The 18,823-nt window shown below is 63.8% G+C and carries 12 protein-coding genes; 4 read left to right on the top strand and 8 right to left on the bottom strand.

Annotated elements, in window-relative coordinates:
• Positions 1–116 precede the first annotated feature (116 nt).
• Entirely contained in the window at positions 117–1,523 is a 1,407-nt protein-coding gene (locus tag LWC34_RS05740; protein ID WP_233723368.1) for an FAD-binding oxidoreductase, read from the top strand.
• A gap of 5 nt (positions 1,524–1,528) precedes the next feature.
• On the opposite strand, the gene LWC34_RS05735 is transcribed toward LWC34_RS05740, so the two are convergent.
• On the bottom strand, positions 1,529–2,692 hold the full coding sequence (locus LWC34_RS05735) for an SGNH/GDSL hydrolase family protein (RefSeq protein WP_233723366.1): 1,164 nt from the start codon (positions 2,690–2,692) through the stop codon (positions 1,529–1,531).
• Between the two features lie 290 nt (positions 2,693–2,982).
• Between LWC34_RS05735 and LWC34_RS05730 the strand changes: the two genes are divergently transcribed.
• Together LWC34_RS05730 and LWC34_RS05725 are read left to right on the top strand one after the other, a co-directional pair.
• Positions 2,983–4,221, top strand: a complete 1,239-nt coding sequence (locus tag LWC34_RS05730) for a hypothetical protein (RefSeq protein WP_233723365.1) — start codon at positions 2,983–2,985, stop codon at positions 4,219–4,221.
• A 317-nt stretch (positions 4,222–4,538) separates the two neighbouring features.
• Entirely contained in the window at positions 4,539–6,185 is a 1,647-nt protein-coding gene (locus LWC34_RS05725; protein ID WP_233723363.1) for a hypothetical protein, read from the top strand.
• Here LWC34_RS05725 and LWC34_RS05720 read toward each other — a convergent pair.
• The gene (locus tag LWC34_RS05720; RefSeq protein WP_233723362.1) at positions 6,163–8,175 is read right to left on the bottom strand and encodes an NB-ARC domain-containing protein; all 2,013 of its coding nucleotides are present in this window, start codon (positions 8,173–8,175) and stop codon (positions 6,163–6,165) included. The genes LWC34_RS05725 and LWC34_RS05720 overlap by 23 nt on opposite strands.
• Positions 8,176–8,260: 85 nt before the next feature.
• Here LWC34_RS05720 and LWC34_RS05715 point away from each other — a divergent pair, with 85 nt between their 5' ends.
• Positions 8,261–8,788 (top strand): hypothetical protein, encoded by a 528-nt coding sequence (locus LWC34_RS05715; protein ID WP_233723360.1) that lies wholly within the window; start codon positions 8,261–8,263, stop codon positions 8,786–8,788.
• 141 nt (positions 8,789–8,929) lie between these two features.
• On the opposite strand, the gene LWC34_RS05710 is transcribed toward LWC34_RS05715, so the two are convergent.
• The 6 genes from LWC34_RS05710 to LWC34_RS05685 form a co-directional block, all read right to left on the bottom strand.
• Positions 8,930–9,547: a hypothetical protein gene (locus tag LWC34_RS05710; protein ID WP_233723359.1), complete on the bottom strand. Its 618-nt coding sequence runs from the start codon at positions 9,545–9,547 to the stop codon at positions 8,930–8,932.
• A 253-nt stretch (positions 9,548–9,800) separates the two neighbouring features.
• Positions 9,801–11,252, bottom strand: coding sequence for an adenosylhomocysteinase (gene ahcY / locus LWC34_RS05705; RefSeq protein WP_233723357.1), 1,452 nt, complete (start codon positions 11,250–11,252; stop codon positions 9,801–9,803).
• Between the two features lie 10 nt (positions 11,253–11,262).
• Positions 11,263–14,772: a methionine synthase gene (metH, locus tag LWC34_RS05700; protein WP_233723355.1), complete on the bottom strand. Its 3,510-nt coding sequence runs from the start codon at positions 14,770–14,772 to the stop codon at positions 11,263–11,265.
• Positions 14,773–14,776: 4 nt separating this feature from the next.
• Positions 14,777–15,970: a methionine adenosyltransferase gene (gene metK / locus LWC34_RS05695; protein ID WP_233723353.1), complete on the bottom strand. Its 1,194-nt coding sequence runs from the start codon at positions 15,968–15,970 to the stop codon at positions 14,777–14,779.
• A gap of 13 nt (positions 15,971–15,983) precedes the next feature.
• Entirely contained in the window at positions 15,984–16,997 is a 1,014-nt protein-coding gene (locus LWC34_RS05690; RefSeq protein ID WP_372496425.1) for a 2-oxoacid:ferredoxin oxidoreductase subunit beta, read from the bottom strand.
• Positions 16,961–18,823, bottom strand: coding sequence for a 2-oxoacid:acceptor oxidoreductase subunit alpha (locus tag LWC34_RS05685; protein ID WP_233723349.1), 1,863 nt, complete (start codon positions 18,821–18,823; stop codon positions 16,961–16,963). The genes LWC34_RS05690 and LWC34_RS05685 overlap by 37 nt, the downstream gene beginning before the upstream one ends.

Genomic DNA, 18,823 nt, shown 5'->3' with positions numbered 1-18,823 from the left:
CTTTTCCGGCTTGACCTGTCCTGATTTCAGGGGTTTCTGCCCGAAATCCTGCGATGGCGCACTCTCGATCATGTGCATGATGGAATTGCCGACCAAAAACCAGATTGAAGGCCGCCATGATCGATGACAATTATTTCGCTCTGCCGCCGGTCCTGCCGCAGGACGCCGCCGCCCTTGCCGCAATGGTGACGGGGACAGTTCTGCTGCCAGGTGACGTGGGGTACGACGACGAACGCGCCGTTTTCAACCTGAATCACGAACTACTGCCCGCAATCATTGCGGTAGCGGAGAATTGTGCCGATGTTCAGGCCGCCGTCGCTTTCGCGACTGGGCAGCACCGTCCGGTCCTGGTGAAAACCACCGGCCACCAGGTGGTCAACCGGGCGGAAGGCGCCGTCGTGATTTCGACCCATCGAATGAACGACGTGGCCATCGACGCCATCGGACGCACGGCCAGGGTCGGTGCCGGAGTGCTGTGGTCCGACGTCATCGAGGCAGCGGCCAAGGTCGGACTGGCTCCACTGAATGGGTCGAACCCGACCGTCGGAGTTTCCGGTTACACCCTGGGTGGCGGGCTCAGTCCAACCCTCGGCCGTTCCCAGGGTTATGCCGCCGACCATGTTCACGCGCTTGAGGTGGTAACCGCGGACGGCGTGCTGCGGCATGTTGATGCGAAGTCGGAACCCGAACTTTTCTGGGCACTGCGCGGCGGTAAAGGCAATTTCGGCGTGGTCACCGCTTTGGAATTCGCACTGTTTCCTGTGCCTCGCCTTTACGGCGGCGCCATCTACTTTCCCGGCGAGCGGATGGCCGACGTGCTACGCGCCTGGACCGCCTGGCTCCCGGGCACGCCAGAGACCATGATCTCGTCGTTCGCCGCACTGCGGCTCCCGGCGCTGCCCATCATTCCTGAACCGCTACGTGACAAGTTCACGGTCACACTGCGGTTCGCTTACACCGGCACGGTCGCGGACGGCTCGCAGATGATCGCGCCGCTACGGGCTGTGGCCCCGGCGATCCTGGACACCGTGGCGGACATGCCGTACACCGATGTCGCGTCGATCCACAACGAGCCCACTGAGCCAGTGCCCTACTACGAGCGGGGCGTGATGCTGCGGGAGTTTCCCGCGGAAGCAATCGACAAGCTGGTCAAACTCGTCGGCCCACGCTCAGCGAGTCCACTGTGGATAGCCGAACTGCGTGCCCTCGGCGGAGCGTGGGACCGGGAGCCCGCGGTGCCCAACGCCGTGGCGACAAGGGGTCTGCCGTACTCGTTGTTGGGCGTCGCGGTGGGCCCGGTGTCGGAGGAGCAGTACCTCAAGGACTCGGTCGCGGACCTGCTCGACGGCATGGCGCCGTGGCGCGGCGACCGGCGGCTGGTGAACAACCTCGCGCCGGACGAAGCACCCGACGCCGCCGACATTTACGGACCGGAGCGTTACCAGCGCCTTGCCGCCGTGAAGCGGACTTACGACCCGGACAACATGTTCCGGCTCAACCACAACGTGGCGCCAGCGTCGTAGCCGCGCTACGAGAACCACCTCAGGTCGACGGCGTTGGCGATGGCCCGCAGACCCGACTCGTTGGGATGCAGGTGGTCGCCGGTGTCGAACTCGGGCCGGATCGTCGCAGGGTCATTGGGATTGCGGACAACTGAATCCTGATCAAGGACCGCGTCACAGCCGCTGCCAGAACCACGGACGAAGGCGTTGTACGCGACCCGTTGGGTCTCCTGGTCCGGTGACCACGCGGACCAACCCTTGTACGGCGTGAGCGTCGAGCAGATGAACTTCAGGCCTCGCTGATGAGCCCGTGAGATCAGCTGACGTGCCGCGTTGATCAGCTCGCTGGCCCGGACCGTTGGATTGGTCGAGGTCAGGTCGTTGATCGGGTCGTCGGAGAAGATCAGCCAGCGGATCCCGGCCTGTCCGGCGACGTCCCGGTCGAAGCGGTTCAGTGCACTCTGGCCCGCGCCGTCGGCCAACAGCCGGTTTCCGCTGATGCCCTGGTTGAGCACGCTGAACTGCCCGCCTGCGTTGACCGAGCGTTCGGCCAGTCGGTTGGGCCAACGGCGATTGTTGTTGTCACTGGAGCCGGTGCCGTCGGTGATCGACGCACCCAACGTCACCACCGCACCCACAGCGGGACCATTCGTGACGTCCACATTGGTCAGGAAGTAGTAGCTGCCGGTCTGCCCGGCGCCGGTCAGGTTCGCGTTGCCGCTGACGTTGCCAGCGGCGATGTAGTTGGTTTGCTTGCCTTCCTGGTGAAAGGTGGCTGGCCCGGTCGGCTGTGGCAGGTAAAAGCTCACCGCGAGGTCGGACAATGCGGGCACGGCCATGCCGGTGAAGTCACTGGTCGCTTGTGAACCAGCGGGAATCGTGACCGACTGCCTACCAGCGAAGGTCAATTGCCGGTCCGTCGCCGTATCGATGGACGAGTCCCGGGTTCGGCGTGCGATGTGCACATTGTCGACTGTGAGCGGACCTGACCCGAACACGTTGGACAGCCGGATCCTGACCTGGTTGCCACTGATCGACGTATGTGCGATTTGCCGGAGTGTCTGTTGATTGAACGTAGTGTTCGACGCCTGCGGCGACACCGACCATGTTCCTATCGGACCTGCGGCCGCCTGGGCGACCGGACTCACCATGCTGACGGCCGTCACAGCGACCAACGCCAAGATTCTCATCCATCCTCCTTTATGGACGAGAATAGGCGCAGCCGCGTCACCGAGTTCCCTGTATCCGCGACATGTTCTTGTCACGCGAGTCCAGCAGGCCGATGCCCTTGTCCGGCGCCAATCCAATCAGTCCGAAAGCGACACTCGCGGCCAGTGACAAGAAGCGAGAGTGCCGAATGCAGGTTCGTCGTCACGTCACTCGCAGGCAGCGGCAGGACATTTCGGCCTGCGCACGTGCCCCTCTCGCTCGTCCGCATCGAATGAGCCCGCTAGGTTGTCACTGAGCACTGAGGGGATCTATGAGGACTGAACCGATCACTGAGGACACCATCGCCGAGTACCGCAAGCAAGCCGCGGCACAGCCGGCCACCGGCTTGCCCAAGCTGGCTCGCAGTCTTCAGGATTTCGGATGGCAGATCGACCGGAACAGCCCCGCGAAGGACCTCCCGTATTTCGAAGAGGCCGCGACCATCTACCGGCACTTACTCGCCGATGGTGACAATGAACACCTCACCGCAGCGATGCACGCGATCTCGTCGCTCAGCCTGCAGTACTCACTCGCACACGCCGACGAACTCGCCCTGGCCGCCAACTACGAGGCGACAGCACTCGCCCGCCGGGTCAACGCAGTCCTCGAACACGGCAAGAAGACCTCGGTCGTCGCGGACCTCGCGCATCGCTTGGCCGAGTTCGGGCAGTTCGCACAGGCGGTTGAGGTCGAACTCGAGGTGGTGAACATCTATCGCGCGGCCGTCGCCGCAGACAAGTACGGCTTGTCCGACAACCTCGCCTGGTCGCTGCTGCACCTGGCCATCTTTCTCAACCTGGACGGCCAGACCGAGGCCAGCCTGCAGATCGAACACGAGGCGCTTGCCCTTCAGCGCCGCCTCACAGAGCGCGAATCAGGGCGACTGCCGATACTCGCGATCTGGACAGCCGGGGCCTCGCTGCGGCTGGCGAGCACCGGCCACTCGCAGCAAGCGCGAGAGCTTGTACGAGAAGCCATCGCCGCTTGCGACCAACTCCCCGCCAACGATGACAAGCTCGGCAACTTCAGTTTCCTCCGAGCTATCCAGAACGCACACTTCGCCAGATCAGGCGCCCAAGACGAGCAGTCCAACGTCGGTGTCGACCTCGACCAGCCCCTGCAACCTGTGTTCGGGTTGAGCTTTCACCACTGGTCGTTCAGCGTCAGACTTGCCTATCGCGACGGGTTGGCCGCCATGAACGACGCGATCGCCGCCAGCGCGAACCCGCTGCCACAAGATCTGGCGGGGCTGTCCGAATTGGGGACGCTGCTTCGCCGCCGAAACATCCGCGCGTCAGTGCTCTCCGACTTCGACTACATCGCCAGACACTTTCTGGATCACGTCATCCCCTACTTGGCACACGGCGTCGACATTGAGCGCGCACTCTTTGCCGCCGATCCTGCTCGAGGTCCTCATCGACTGATCCGGGGCCTTGACCGATCACGCCATGGCGCACCTCGCCGCGAGTGCCAACGCGAGCGCGGCCGAGCTCCTGCGCGAGGCACATGATCTCTACGCGACCATCGCCGACCAGCCCTGATTTGAGCACGGCCGGAAACCACGCAATCTGGGCCTTCCTGACCGAAGTGCGGCCGTCGCCATGGTGTGTCGTGTCGTTGCAGGTAGAGTCATGTCAAGAGGTGAGGCACGACCCTGGAGGAACAAGGACGGCATGTCTGTTGTCACGGGTTCCCTTGGTGCGCACCGCTACCGAGTAAGATCGTTAGCCGGAGGCCCGGAGGCCCGGAGGCCCGGAGGCCCGGAGGCCCGGAGGCCCGGAGGCCCGGAGGCCGCGTTAGCGTTGGCTTGTGCTCGGCGGTGTCCGCGTGAGCGATGAGCGACGGCATTGGTTCCCAACAGGTGCCGACGAGGACCGGTTGGGCACGATTCACCCAGAGCGCACAGTTCTGGCGATAGCACGCACGCAGACCTCGACAACCAGGCTTCTCGAAGCGGCACAACACTTCCGCGCCGATTTCCGGGTCAACGTACTGTTCACAGTGGACGCTACCTCGCCATTCAGCGCGGGCGCCAACGAAATCCTGCGCAGAGCCGGGGTTCGCCGAATCGTCCCGTGGGCGGCAGTACCGGATCTGCACCACCATTTGGCCATCTCCGCGAGCGAGAACATCGATTTCACCGCGAGCAAGGCGACAACCGTTGTCCTGCCGCACGGCATCGGCTTCAACAAGTACATCCCAGTTCCGGACACCGACTCCGTACGCCTTGCTGGACTTCCGCCCGCGGAAGCGCTGAGTTCCGGACGGGTCCGGCTGGTTCTCGCACATCCGGACCAGGAGCACCAGCTGCGCGCAGTCGCGCCCGAAGTCGCAGGCCACACCGTCATCACCGGCGACCCCACTTTCGACCATCTGACCGCAGGTCAGCCATGGGCGGACAGCTATCGCCACACTTTGGGCACGCAGGGGCGAAGGCTCATTCTGCTGAGTTCCACCTGGCGATCAGAGGCGCAGCTCGGGCGACGACCCCAACTGCCTGAACAGCTCCTACGGACGCTGCCTGCCGACGACTACCAGGTCGCGATGGCGCTGCATCCGAACATCTGGGACTGGTACGGCGAGCAACAGATCCACATGTGGCTGGCGAACGCGCTGGACGCTGGCCTCGTGCTGATCAATCCCAGCCAAGGCTGGCAGGCAGCACTATTGGCGGCCGATCAGGTCATCGGGGACCACGGGTCGCTGACCCTGTACGCCGCCGCCCTGGGCAAACCCGTGTTGCTCGGCGCATTTGGCGACGAAGTTGTGGCTGGCACGCCGGTTGATCAGTTGGGGCGCCTAGCCAATCACCTTGACGACTCCGATGATCTCCGCAAACAGGTCGACGGCTGCTTTGAACAGCACAAACCGCACCGGTTTGAGGAACTTCGCAGCGGCACGTTCGCCTACGTGGGTAATGCGACACGCAGGCTGCGCGACGCGCTGTATCACCAACTCGATCTCGCGCCGCCAGACGACGACCCCGTCATCACGCGGCCTTCCCCACCGTTGACCGAACAGCGGATTGTCACCTCCTTCGACACGTACACAGAGGTGCACGGACCAACCGTGACCGTGCGCAGGCACCCACGAGCGGCACGCGGCCAGCTCCCAACGTCCGACAGCCACAGGCATTTGGCTGTCGAGGAAACAGAGCCGAACCTGCGGCTACCGCAGAACGCGTCCGTCATCGTGCGTCGGGCGACCACAGCGAACCCGATCGAATGGGTGCGCGAAACGCTCATCCACTATCCCGGCAGCCGCCTTGTCGCTGCGGCTGTACCCAGCGGATGCGTGGTCGGCATTCGCGATGGCCGCTGGGTGACCGCCACAACGTCCACTGAGGACGTCGACCCGATGCTGCTCGCATCCGCGGTCTACGCGTGCTTGCTCAATGGGGAGCTGTCGCGCCGGACCATCTTGCTCCACGCCGGAAAGCGGGAGCTAGCGGTCAATCTCCAGTCGCATCCGTAAGCTCGACAAGGCGCTCACTGAGGGATTGGACTTGCGGACTGCCCGCTGCCACGTGGATTTCCAGCGCCCGTCCGACCGCGTCAGCCTCCGCGCCCCGGTCGCCGCTCGCCTTGGCGATGTCCGCCTTGACAAGCTGTGCTTGTGCTTCGTAGTGCGAATACCCGCCCTCTGACAGCGTCTGAATGGCCTGCGCGACAGTTTCAGCCGCGGCAGGCAGATCACCGAGGTTGGTCTCGGCGACAGCGATAGCAGTCATCGTGCGTCCAGCCATCCGGGCGTTCGGGACGCGTCGAATCAGCTCGAGCGCGTCCCTCAACACCACGAGCGATTGCTGACTCTGCCCCATCGAGTCCAGCGTGCAGCCAAGGAAGTACGTCACGAACGCGACGCCACGATTGTCTTCCTCTTCAGCGAAAAGGGAAATCGCGCGCTGGTAAGCCTCGACAGCGCCAGCCTTGTCGACCGGGTCGTTGAACCGCCCAATCAATTCCAATATGGACGCGATCAATCGCTTGCGCCCCAGTCGCTCTGCGACCGGCAGTGCGTGATCTAGCGCTTGCTTGGCCTGTTCTCGGTCGCCAAGATCCAGGTAGGCACGAGAGCAGAAGCTGGTCAATCGAGCGTCCACATCGGAGCGTCCCACGTGCCGTGCCGCTGCTACGCCCAGCTTGGTTGCCTCGATCCAGTCGGCAAGGTAACGGCGATTCACGTACAACGCGGTCGCCGCTTCGGCAAGCTGCCACACCTCGTCGTGCCAACCGCGTTCGGACGCGATCCGCATGGCCTCAAGGAGGTTGACACGCTCGGCGTCGAGCCACTCCAGTGCCTTCGTTGGATCGTCGAAGGAATCGGTGCCACCGGCGAGCAGGACGGCGTGGTCCGTGCATCGCAAGCGGCCCTCGCCCATCAGCGCACGGTCGGCGAATGCCGCGGTTACCAGGATGTATCGCACAGCTCTGTGCTGAATGGCTTCGAGTTCAGACTCGGTCTCTTCGGCCCGTGCGGTTTCCTCAGCGTGTTTCCTGACCAGGTCGTGCATCCGGAACCGCCCGGACTCCGCCACGACGAACGCGCTGTCCACGAGCCGTTCGATCAACTCGTCGGCGACCTCGACGGAAACGTCAGCGGCAGCAGCCGCGGCATCGACAGAGAAACGCACGAAGGGCGCGGCGCCAAGCCTGCGATACATGAGCGCCACCGCAGGCGACAGTGCTTGGTAAGCAGCGGCGAACACTCCGGACACCTTCGCCTCGCCCTTGATGGAGAACGCGTGCAGCCCTTGCATGATCTCGCCGCAGAGGTCAGCGATCGTCAACCGGGAACGGGCGATCAACCGAGCAACTGCCACTCTGAGCGCGATCGGCAACCCAGCGCACAAAACGGCCAGCTGTCGTGCCGCCTCAGGTTCCGCGGAGACACGAGTTTCGCCACACAGCACGGTGAGCATGTGAACGCTGCTCTGTTCGCTGAGTGGTTGCAACGGAATCGGTTGCGCATCGTCGAGTGCCAACTCCGCGAGCCGGTCAGTACTCGTCACAAGCACCGCGCTGCCAGCCGAGTTCGGAACCAGCGGGAGCACTTGCGCAGGCTCCGTGACGTCGTCCAACACGACGAGCACAGGTCGGGTAGCTGTCTTCGTCCGATACAAGTTCGTCCGCTCAGCGAGGGTGGACGGCATCACCTCGTCGGCCACGCCCAGACCACGCAGGCAACCGGCTACCGCGTCCTCAACAGCCGGGTCGTTGGACGGACCACGCAGGTTCGCGTAGTCGACGTACAGATGACCACCAGGAAAGGCCGCGCCGACCTGCTCAACCAATCGACGGACTGTCGCACTCTTGCCCACCCCGGGCAGACCGCTGAACACCGTGATCCGCGCGGCGGCAGTCTGCAACAGGTCGGCTGCTTGCGACAGCTCCACCTCGCGATTGATGTACTTGACGGGTGCGGCAGGTACCTGCCGTGGAGTCTCGCCCACCCCTTGGCCCATGCTCGCTCCCGCCCAAGACCACCCAGCGACCGGCCGTCAACATTACTCGCACCACTCTGTGCGGCGCTCCACTAGGTTGTCCTGAATGACCTCGACAGTCCCTTGGTGGGCGACCGCGTTGATCGGCATCGTGGGCACCCTGCTCGGCGGCGTGGTGCCGCTGAGCCTCGGCCTGCTGAACCGCCGCAGCGAACGGCGGCGCCTGTCCCGCGCCGAGAAACTCGAGTTCTACCCAGCGCTGATCCGCAGCGCGAACACGCTGGCCAGGCTCGACATATGGCCTGCCGAAACCGGCGATCCCAAGGAACTACACGCCGCGGTCGAAGAAGCGGCGGAAAACGTCGCCTTCATCGCACCAGCCCTGGTCACCGAACGCGCGATCAAGGTCCTTGATGCCGCACGCGGTCTCGCGGACACCATCAGCGCCATCCGCTCGGAAACTCGCCCAGGGCATAGCAACAAAGTCGACCAGCGATACGTGCAACGCCTGACCACTGCCGTCGACGCGCTCAGGGACGCCGTCCGCGACTTCGGCACCGCCAGCCGTCGAGACATCGAGATCGCAACCCCGTACCTGCCACTGCATTCAACCGATTCCGAGCGCAAGGCCTGAGCATGCCTGCAGCACCTTTGTCCCGGTGAGATTGTCATCTGTGGCAGGGTTACGGAGGTGATCACACTGGGCGCATTGCCCAAGACCACCTCCGGAAATCTGCGGCGCGGCGACAAAGTCCTTGTTCTTCACGCAGCTTCCTTAGATCGGGTGTTGAGCTACTCCCTTGGCCGCGAGTTCGGCCGGTCCGCGCAACTCGCCAGGTATTTTCGACCATTCCTGAACCGTAACCTTGCCCGTGAAGTCCATCGCATAGTCGGAACCGGCCACAGTCACCACGACAACCAGATTGCTTTCTCTGAATTCCACGTTCCAGCCGGAAAAATTGGCGTTTCCAGGCCAACTAGCAGCCTCTTCCCCTACGTTGAGAGAACTAGACGGGGTAACGTTCGCAGGACGGATAACAGATGAGCGAAAGTTGTCTTTCGCCCGCGTGACGGCATCCTGTCCGCCATCGTCGAGATAAAGCGAGTACATGATCGTTATGTCTCGCTGGTACGGCTGCCCAGCTCGCTTGAGCGTATTCGCACTGTCCTGAAACTTCGTAGTACACGTCATCTGACTGGTGCCGTTGGCGGGCAAGTCAGGACCATCGAAGCGCTGAAGTCCGTAGAGCGGGCCAGCCAGTTCTTTGAGCGTGTCATCAAGGCCAGCAAAACACTTGGCAGGAAGATTCGAGAACCTCGGCGGCTCGGCGGTGCTCGCGCATGCAGGCACGTACCCGAGCATCGCCGTTACGGTCAGCGCGACCGCAAGCACACGCGGCTGGTGCGCGCTCCGCCTCGTCGTCCTCATGTCGGGTTGCCCGTCGCCGCAGGCATCGTGTCGGGAATCTGGAGTTCCACCGCTTTACTTTCGATGTCATGCGCGCTTTTACTGTACTGATGCGAGCTACGGCATCACGCTAGCACGCATGACTGAATCGCGCGTGGTGTTCGGCGTTAACGAAGTTCTCCTCCTTCCCTAGCTCATCGGGGTCGCCGTTTTCACGTGTCCTGGCGTTGTGTCGGTCTCAGTAGCGGTAGTGCTCCGGCTTGTACGGGCCGGTGGTGTTGACGCCGATGTAGTCGGCTTGGGCCTCTGTCAATTGGGTGAGGGTGCCGCCGAGGGCTTCTACGTGGATTCGGGCTACTTTTTCGTCGAGGGTTTTGGGGAGGCGGTGGACGTCGCGGGTGTAGGTGTCGTGTTTCGTGAAGAGTTCGATTTGGGCGATCACCTGGTTGGAGAAGGAGTTTGACATCACGAAGGAGGGGTGGCCGGTGGCGTTGCCCAGGTTCAGCAGCCGTCCTTCTGACAGCACTATGATCGAGTGGCCGTCTGGGAACACCCATTCGTCGACTTGGGGTTTGATGTTCACTCGGGTGATGCCTGGAAATTCCGTCAGGCCTGCCATGTCTATCTCGTTGTCGAAGTGACCGACGTTTCCGACGATTGCCTGGTGCTTCATCGTTTCCATATGTTCGGCCATCACTATGTTGAAATTGCCGGTCGTTGTGATGACTATGTCGGCTTCCGTCAGCACTGACTCCAGCGTCGTCACTTGGTAGCCGTCCATCAGGGCCTGCAGGGCGCAGATTGGGTCGATCTCCGTCACGATCACCCTGGCTCCTTGGCCCCGCAACGAATCCGCGGCACCCTTGCCGACGTCTCCGTAGCCGCAGACTACTGCCACCTTTCCGCCTATCAGCACGTCTGTTGCCCGGTTGATTCCGTCCACTAGGGAGTGACGGATTCCGTACTTGTTGTCGAACTTGGACTTTGTCACCGAGTCGTTCACGTTGATCGCCGGGAACAGCAGCTCTCCCGCCGCAGCCATCTGGGTCAGGCGGAGCACGCCGGTTGTGGTCTCCTCTGTCACGCCAAGGATGCTCGAGCTGATCTTTGTCCACTTGCTACCGTCGGTGGACAGTGATGAACGCAGCAACTCAAGCACCACGCGCCACTCGGCCGAGTCGTCGGGCTGGGCCGCTGGGACCACTCCGGCTTTCTCGTACTCCGTTCCTTTGTGGATCAACAGGGTTGCGTCTCCGCCGTCGTCCAGGATCATGTTTGGTGTGCCATCTGGCCAGGTGAGCATTTTCTCCGTGCACCACCAGTATTCCTCCAGGGTTTCGCCTTTCCAAGCGAATACTGGGACTCCCTGGGGTGCTTCTGGGGTTCCGGTTGGGCCGACGACCACCGCGGCGGCCGCGTGGTCTTGGGTTGAGAAGACGTTGCACGAGGCCCATCGCACCTCCGCGCCGAGGTCCACCAAGGTTTCGATGAGTACGGCTGTCTGGACTGTCATGTGCAGTGAGCCGGATATCCTGGCTCCGCGCAAGGGGAATGCTCCTGCGTACTCGCGGCGTAACGCCATCAATCCGGGCATTTCGTTTTCCGCCAGTCGGATTTCTTTTCGGCCGAATTCTGCTTGGGCCAGGTCTGCTACGGCGTAGTCGACGCGCGAATCGTGGTTGATGGACATCCGGGCGCTCCTATGCGTTGAAGTATTTGGCTTGCGGGTGGTGGATGATGATCGCGTCGGTCGACTGCTCTGGATGCAGCTGGAACTCGTCGGACAGTTTCACGCCGATGCGTTCCGGTTCCAGCAAGTCCACGATCTTCGCGCGGTCTTCCAGGTTCGGACAGGCGCCGTAGCCGAGGGAGAACCGGGCGCCTCGGTAGCCGAGCTTGAAGAAGTCCTCGATGTCGGCCGGGTCTTCGGCGGACAGCGCGACACCGGTGCCGAACCGCAACTCTTCACGCACTCGGCGGTGCCAGTACTCGGCTATCGCCTCCGTCAACTGCACGCCGAGGCCATGCACCTCAAGGTAATCGCGGTACGCGTCGGCTGCGAACAGGTCGTTGGCGAAGTCGGCGATCGGCTGGCCCATCGTGACGAGGTGGAACGCGACCACGTCAACTTCACCGGATGACCGCGGCCGGAAGAAGTCCGCGAGGCACAGCCTCCGCTCCCTGCTCTGCCGGGGGAAGGTGAACCGACAGCGCTCCGGGGCGTCGAGCGACGGCTCGCTCAGTACGACCAGGTCGTCACCTGCGGCCACACAAGGGAAGTATCCGTAGACGAGCGCAGCATGTGCCAGGATGCCTGAGGTGGCAAGCCGTTGCATCCACGCCCGCAGTCGTGGACGGCCTTCGGTCTCCACAAGCTCCTCATAGGATGGGCCTTGTCCGGCGCGAGCGCCCTTCAGTCCCCATTGGCCAAGGAAAGTTGCTCGTTCGTCCAACATGGACGCATACTCGGCGACCGGAATTCCTTTGACGATCCGGTTGCCCCAGAACGGCGGCACCGGAATCGGCACGTCCGTTGCGACATCCGAGCGCGCAGGCAGCTCCACCGCTGGCTCGGCTGCCTTGCGGGCCGCGGCGATCCGCTGCGCACGTTCCCTGCGGGCCTTTCGCTCGGCCGCTTTGGCTTCGACCTCCGCATCAACCTCCGGCACTTCGCCACGCTTTGCGGCCATCACGCGGTCCATCAGCCGCAGGCCCTCGAAGGCATCTCTGGCGTAATGCACGTGCCCCTGGTACATCTCGGCGAGGTCATTCTCCACAAAGGCCCGTGTGAGCGCGGCACCGCCGAGCAGGACTGGCCAGCGTTGCGCGACGCCGCGCTGGTTCATCTCCGCCAGGTTCTCCTTCATGATCACTGTGGACTTCACGAGCAGGCCCGACATTCCGATCACGTCGGCGTGATGCTCGGCTGCCGCGTCGAGGATCGCCGATATCGGCTGCTTGATTCCGATGTTGACGACCTCATACCCGTTGTTGGACAGGATGATGTCGACCAGGTTCTTACCGATGTCGTGTACATCGCCTTTGACAGTGGCAAGAACGATCCGACCCTTGCCCGCGTCGTCGGTCTTGTCCATGTGTGGTTCGAGATACGCGACCGCGGACTTCATCACCTCGGCCGACTGCAGCACGAACGGAAGCTGCATCTGCCCGGAGCCGAACAACTCCCCAACCGTCTTCATCCCGGACAGCAAGGTGTTGTTGATGATCTCAAGAGCGGATCGTTCGGCCAGTGCCGATTCCAGGTCCGGCTCCAGGCCGTTGCGCTCACCGTCGACGATCCGCCGTTCGAGTCGCTCGAACAGTGGCAACGCGGCGAGTTCCTCGGCACGGGAAGCCTTGTTCGATGACGCGGTTACGCCATCGAACAAGGCCATGAACTCGGTCAACGGGTCGTAATCCGCAGCACGCCGGTCGTAGATCAAATCGAGGGCGATCCGCTGCTGGCGCTCAGGAATCCGGGCCATCGGCAGGATCTTGGACGCGTGCACGATCGCTGTCCCGAGTCCGGCTTGGACACATTCGTACAGGAAAACGGAGTTCAGAACCTGCCGGGCGGCCGGGTTCAACCCGAACGACACATTGGACAGCCCCAGGGTGGTTTGCACGCCAGGATAACGCTGCTTCAACAGGCGGATCGACTCGATGGTCTCGATCGCGTCCTTTCGGGACTCCTCCTGGCCGGTGGCGATGGTGAACGTCAACGTGTCGATGATGATGTCCTCGACCCGCATCCCCCACTGACCCGTGAGATCCTCGATCAGCCGAGTCGCCACCGCTACCTTGGTCTCCGCGGTCCGTGCCTGACCGGTCTCGTCGATGCACAACGCAACCACTGCGGCACCGTACTCACGAACGAGTTCCATTGTCTTGTGGTAGCGAGATTCCGGCCCATCGCCGTCCTCGAAGTTCACCGAGTTCACCGCGCACCGGCCGCCCAGTTGCTGCAGTCCAGCATGCAGGACGTTCACCTCGGTGGAGTCGAGCATGATCGGCAACGTTGACGCCGTCGCCAGGCGAGCGGCCAACGCCGTCATGTCCGTAACGCCGTCACGGCCAACGTAGTCGACGCACAGATCGAGCATGTGCGCGCCGTCCCGGATCTGTCCACGCGCGATCTCCACACAGTCGTCAAGCCGACCGTCCAACATGGCCTCACGGAACGCCTTGGAACCGTTGGCGTTCGTCCGTTCCCCGATCATCAGCACGGACGCGTCCTGTTGGAACGGAACCGCCTGATACAAAGAGGACATACCAGGCTCGGGTGAAGGCCTACGCTCCGGGGGTGTAAGGCTCCGAACGGCTGCAGCAACCGCCTGAATGTGCGCGCCGGTGGTTCCACAACAGCCGCCAACGAGCCGACAACCGAACTCGGTCACGAACGTCGCCAGCGCCGAGGCCAGTTCCTCAGGTCCCAACGGGTAAACCGCGCCATTCGGACCGAGCTCGGGCAACCCGGCATTGGGCATCACCGACAACGGCACCCGCGAATTCTTTGCCAAGTAACGTAAATGCTCGCTCATCTCGGCCGGACCAGTAGCACAGTTCAGCCCGATCAGATCGATCCCCAACGGTTCCAGAGCCATCAGGGCCGCGCCGATCTCGGAGCCGAGCAGCATCGTGCCGGTCGTCTCGACCGTTACCTGCGCGATCACCGGCACGCTACGACCTTCAGCGGCCATCGCCCGTTTGGCCCCAAGAATCGCAGCCTTGGTCTGCAGCAGATCTTGTGACGTCTCCACGATCACCGCGTCGACACCGCCCACGAGCAACCCCCGCACCGACTCCACATAAGCGTCCCGAAGCGACACGTATGGCGCGTGTCCGAGTGTCGGCAGTTTGGTGCCAGGGCCGACCGACCCCAGCACGAACCCCGAGTACTCGTCGGCGACCTCGCGGGCCAGCCGGGCACCGGCCTCGGACAGTTCGAAGATCTGGTCCTCGATGTCGTACTCCGCGAGGTTGGGCAGGTTGGTGCCGAACGTGTTGGTCTCGACCGCGTCCGCGCCCGCCTCGAAGTACGCCCGGTGGACGGAACGCACGACGTCCGGCCGGGTGACGTTCAGGATCTCGTTGCAGCCCTCAAGGCCCGCGAAGTCGTCAATGGACAGGTCGCGTGCCTGCAACTCGGTGCCCATCGCGCCGTCGGCGACGACCACACGCGAGGCCAGTGCGGCAAGGAAGTCGCTCATCTCATCACATACCCGTGGCCGATCGCAGCGCGTCCGCGCGATCAGTGTTCTCCCATGGCAGTTCGATGTCCGTCCGGCCGAAGTGTCCATAGGCGGCGGTCGGCGCGTAGATCGGGCGCAGCAGGCCCAGGTCCCGGATGATGGCCGCCGGGCGAAGGTCGAACACCTCGGCGATGGCCAGCTGGATCTTGGCCGGGTCGACCGTCTCGGTGCCGAACGTCTCAACGAAAAGGCCGACCGGCGCGGCCTTGCCGATCGCGTACGCCACCTGAACCTCCACCTTGGACGCCAACCCCGCGGCGACAGCATTCTTGGCCACCCAACGCATCGCATACGCGGCCGACCGGTCCACTTTGGATGGGTCCTTACCCGAGAACGCACCGCCACCGTGCCTGGCCATGCCGCCATACGTGTCGACGATGATCTTGCGACCGGTCAGGCCCGCGTCACCCATAGGACCGCCCACAACGAACCGGCCGGTCGGGTTGACCAGCAGCCGGACGTTCTCGGTGTCCAGAGCCAACGAGGCGATCTCGGGCTCGACCACCAGCTGACGAACGTCCACCCCAAGCAGCTTCTCAAGGTCGATGCCTTCGGCGTGCTGCGTCGAGATCACCACGGTGTCCAGCCGGATCGCCTGGTCACCGGCGTACTCGATGGTCACCTGAGTCTTGCCGTCCGGCCGCAGGTAGGGCAGCTCGCCCTCCTTGCGGACCTTGGTCAGGCGCCGGGCGAGCCGGTGGGCAAGCGCGATCGGCAACGGCATCAACTCGGGCGTGTCAGCGCAGGCATATCCGAACATCAGGCCCTGGTCACCCGCGCCCTGCTTGTCGATGGCGTCCTCTGCATGCTCCACACGGGACTCGTACGCGGCGTCCACACCCTGGGCGATGTCCGGAGACTGCGAACCGATGGCCACGTTCACACCGCAGGAGTTGCCATCGAACCCTTTGGCCGACGAGTCGTAGCCGATCTCCAGGATCTTCTCGCGCACGATCGACGGGATGTCGGCGTACGCCTCGGTGGTCACCTCACCGGCCACATGCACCTGGCCGGTGGTCACGAGGGTCTCCACCGCGACCCGGCTGGCCGGGTCCTGTGCCAGCAACGCGTCGAGGACGGAGTCGCTGACCGCGTCACAGATCTTGTCCGGGTGCCCTTCGGTCACCGACTCGGACGTGAACAGACGACGAGACATGGGACTCTCCTTCTCAGGTGGCAGTCCAGGTGTCCTTGCCGGTGAGGACGGCCTGCAGACTGGGCGACTGACCGGACCGCGCCCGGTCGACTTGGGCACGGGCCTCATCGTCATAGGTGGGCCGGTCCACCTGACGGAAGATCCCCGTCGGAACGCGGCTGAGGCGCTGATCGCCCAGCCTTGTCAACGCGAAAGCGTACGAAGTGTCCTCAATGGATGGATCGTGCACAACGGGCTCCCCGGCGTCGGACACCGCAAGGCCAGCAAAGCCGGAGCTGACCACCCGCAAGCCGCCGAACGTGATCGGCTCGCCAGCCCGTAGCGGGATGATCCGGTCCGAGCCCTTCAGGCCGTCGAACGCGCCGTCGTTGAACACCGGGCAGTTCTGGTAGATCTCGATCAACGCGGAGCCGCGGTGTTTCGCCGCCGCGGTCAGCACCTCGGTCAGCCCGGCTTTGTCGCTGTCCAGCGCTCTTGCCACGAACGAGGCCTCGGCGCCGATCGCCAGGGACAGCGGGTTGAACGGGGTGTCGAGCGACCCGGCCGGAGTGGATTTGGTGATCTTGCCAGGCTCGGAGGTCGGTGAGTACTGGCCCTTGGTCAGCCCGTAGATCCGGTTGTTGAACAACAAGATCTTGATGTTGACGTTGCGGCGCAGTGCGTGGATCAAATGATTGCCACCGATGGACAACGCGTCGCCGTCGCCGGTGACCACCCAGACCGACAAGTCCGGACGCGACACCGCCAGCCCGGTCGCGATCGCGGGCGCACGGCCGTGGATCGAGTGCATGCCATAGGTGTTCAGGTAGTACGGAAACCGTGACGAGCAGCCAATCCCGGAGACGAAGACGATGTTTTCCGGGCGCAGCCCCAGTTTCGGCAGGAACGCCTGCACGGTGTTCAGCACGATGTAGTCGCCGCAGCCGGGACACCAGCGCACTTCCTGGTCTGACTTGAAGTCCTTCGCGGTCAGCGGGAGATCGACGGTGGTCACGCGGCTCTCCTTTTCGGCGACTTGGAGATCCACTGGATGACGCGGGTGAACACCTCGTGCAGTTCCTCGGCCTTGAACGGCAGGCCGGTAACCTTGGTGTGCGAACGGATGTCGGCCTTGTAAGCCCCGCGCAGCAGGGTGGCGAGTTGGCCGAGGTTCATCTCGGGGACCACGATGGTGTCGTACGCGCGCAGCACCTCAGCGAGATTGCCCGGCAACGGGTTGAGATGGCGGAGATGCGCCTGTGCGATCGGCAGACCGTCCAGGCGCGTCAACCGGCAGCCCGCGGTGATCGGGCCGTAGCTGGAACCCCAGCCGAGAGCCAGCACCCGTGCGTGCCCCCCGCTGGGGTCGTCGACTCGGATGTCCGGCACGTCTATGTGTGCGACTTTGTCGCGCCGCAGTCGGACCATCCGGTCGTGGTTTTGTGGGTCGTAGGAGATGTGGCCGGTCAGGTCTGCTTTCTCCAGACCGCCGATCCGGTGCTGCAGGCCCGGTGTGCCTGGAACCGCCCATGCCCTTGCCAGGGTCTGGGGATCCCTTACGTAGGGCCAGAACTGGCCGGAACCATCGGTCGCATTGGGCTCCGTGGCAAACTCGACGCGCAGGTCCGGCAGCGTGGTCACATCCGGGATCAGCCACGGCTCCGAGCCGTTGGCGATGGCGCCGTCGGACAGCAGGATCACCGGTGTCCGGTACTTCAACGCGATCCTGGTGGCCTCCAAGGCAACAGCGAAACAGTCCGACGGCGATTGCGGTGCCACGATCGGCACGGGTGATTCGCCGTTGCGGCCGTACATCGCCTGCAGCAGGTCGGCCTGTTCGGTTTTGGTCGGCAGACCGGTCGACGGCCCGCCGCGCTGTACGTCGATGATCACCAAGGGCAACTCGGTCATCACCGCCAGCCCAATGGTCTCGGACTTCAGTGCCAGACCGGGGCCGGACGTGGTCGTCACGCCGAGGGCACCGCCATAGGAGGCGCCGAGCGCGGCGCCGATCCCGGCGATCTCGTCCTCGGCCTGGAACGTCAGCACGCCGAAGTTCTTGTGCTTGGCCAGTTCGTGCAGAATGTCCGAAGCGGGCGTGATCGGATACGTGCCCAGCATGATCTGCAGGCCGCTGCGCTCCCCCGCGGCGAGCAGGCCGTAGGCCAGCGCGGTGTTGCCGGAGATTTGCCGGTACGTTCCTGGCGGCAGCTTCGCGGGCGCGACCTCGTAGGTGGCCGCGAACGCCTCGGTGGTCTCGCCGTAGTTCCAGCCCGCACGGAACGCCAGCACGTTCGCCTCGGCGATCGGGCCGGTGAACTTCTGCCGCAGGAACCGTTCGATCCCCTCGGTCGGCCGTGAGTACATCCAGCACAACAGGCCGAGGGCGAACATGTTCTTGGCCCGCTCGGCTTGCTTTTTGGACACTCCGGCAGGCTCGACCGCGGTCCGGGTCAAAGTGGACATCGCGACCGTGTGCACATCGAACTGGTCGAGCGCGGTCAGCGGGTCACCGCTGTAGCCGACCTTGCTCAGGTTCGCCTTGGTGAACTCGTCGGAATTGATGATGACCGTGCCGCCCGCGGGCACGTCGGTCACGTTCGCCTTGAGCGCGGCCGGATTCATCGCGACAAGCACGTCCGGCCGGTCGCCAGGAGTGAGGATGTCGAAGTCCGCGAAATGCACCTGGAAACTGGAGACCCCGGGGATCGTGCCACGCGGCGCACGGATCTCTGCAGGGAAGTTCGGCAGCGTGGCGAGGTCGTTGCCGAACGCGGCGGACGCCGCGGTGAACTGGTCGCCGGTCAGCTGCATGCCGTCCCCTGAGTCGCCGGCCAGGCGGATCACCACCCGGTCGAGCTTCGTGCCGCTCAT

This window comes from Kibdelosporangium philippinense (assembly GCF_021390435.2).
In the GTDB taxonomy this organism is placed as follows: domain Bacteria; phylum Actinomycetota; class Actinomycetes; order Mycobacteriales; family Pseudonocardiaceae; genus Kibdelosporangium; species Kibdelosporangium philippinense.
The sequence above is the reverse complement of the archived record's forward strand: the minus strand, read 5'-3'. Positions and strand labels throughout refer to the sequence as shown.

Coding starts and splice junctions, on each gene's coding strand:
- LWC34_RS05740 (WP_233723368.1), top strand. CDS start 117: ATGATCGATGACAATTATTTCGCTCTGCCGCCGGTCCTGCCGCAGGAC.
- LWC34_RS05735 (WP_233723366.1), bottom strand. CDS start 2,692: ATGAGAATCTTGGCGTTGGTCGCTGTGACGGCCGTCAGCATGGTGAGT.
- LWC34_RS05730 (WP_233723365.1), top strand. CDS start 2,983: ATGAGGACTGAACCGATCACTGAGGACACCATCGCCGAGTACCGCAAG.
- LWC34_RS05720 (WP_233723362.1), bottom strand. CDS start 8,175: ATGGGCCAAGGGGTGGGCGAGACTCCACGGCAGGTACCTGCCGCACCC.
- LWC34_RS05715 (WP_233723360.1), top strand. CDS start 8,261: ATGACCTCGACAGTCCCTTGGTGGGCGACCGCGTTGATCGGCATCGTG.
- ahcY (WP_233723357.1), bottom strand. CDS start 11,252: ATGTCCATCAACCACGATTCGCGCGTCGACTACGCCGTAGCAGACCTG.
- metH (WP_233723355.1), bottom strand. CDS start 14,772: ATGAGCGACTTCCTTGCCGCACTGGCCTCGCGTGTGGTCGTCGCCGAC.
- metK (WP_233723353.1), bottom strand. CDS start 15,970: ATGTCTCGTCGTCTGTTCACGTCCGAGTCGGTGACCGAAGGGCACCCG.
- LWC34_RS05685 (WP_233723349.1), bottom strand. CDS start 18,823: ATGAGCGGCACGAAGCTCGACCGGGTGGTGATCCGCCTGGCCGGCGAC.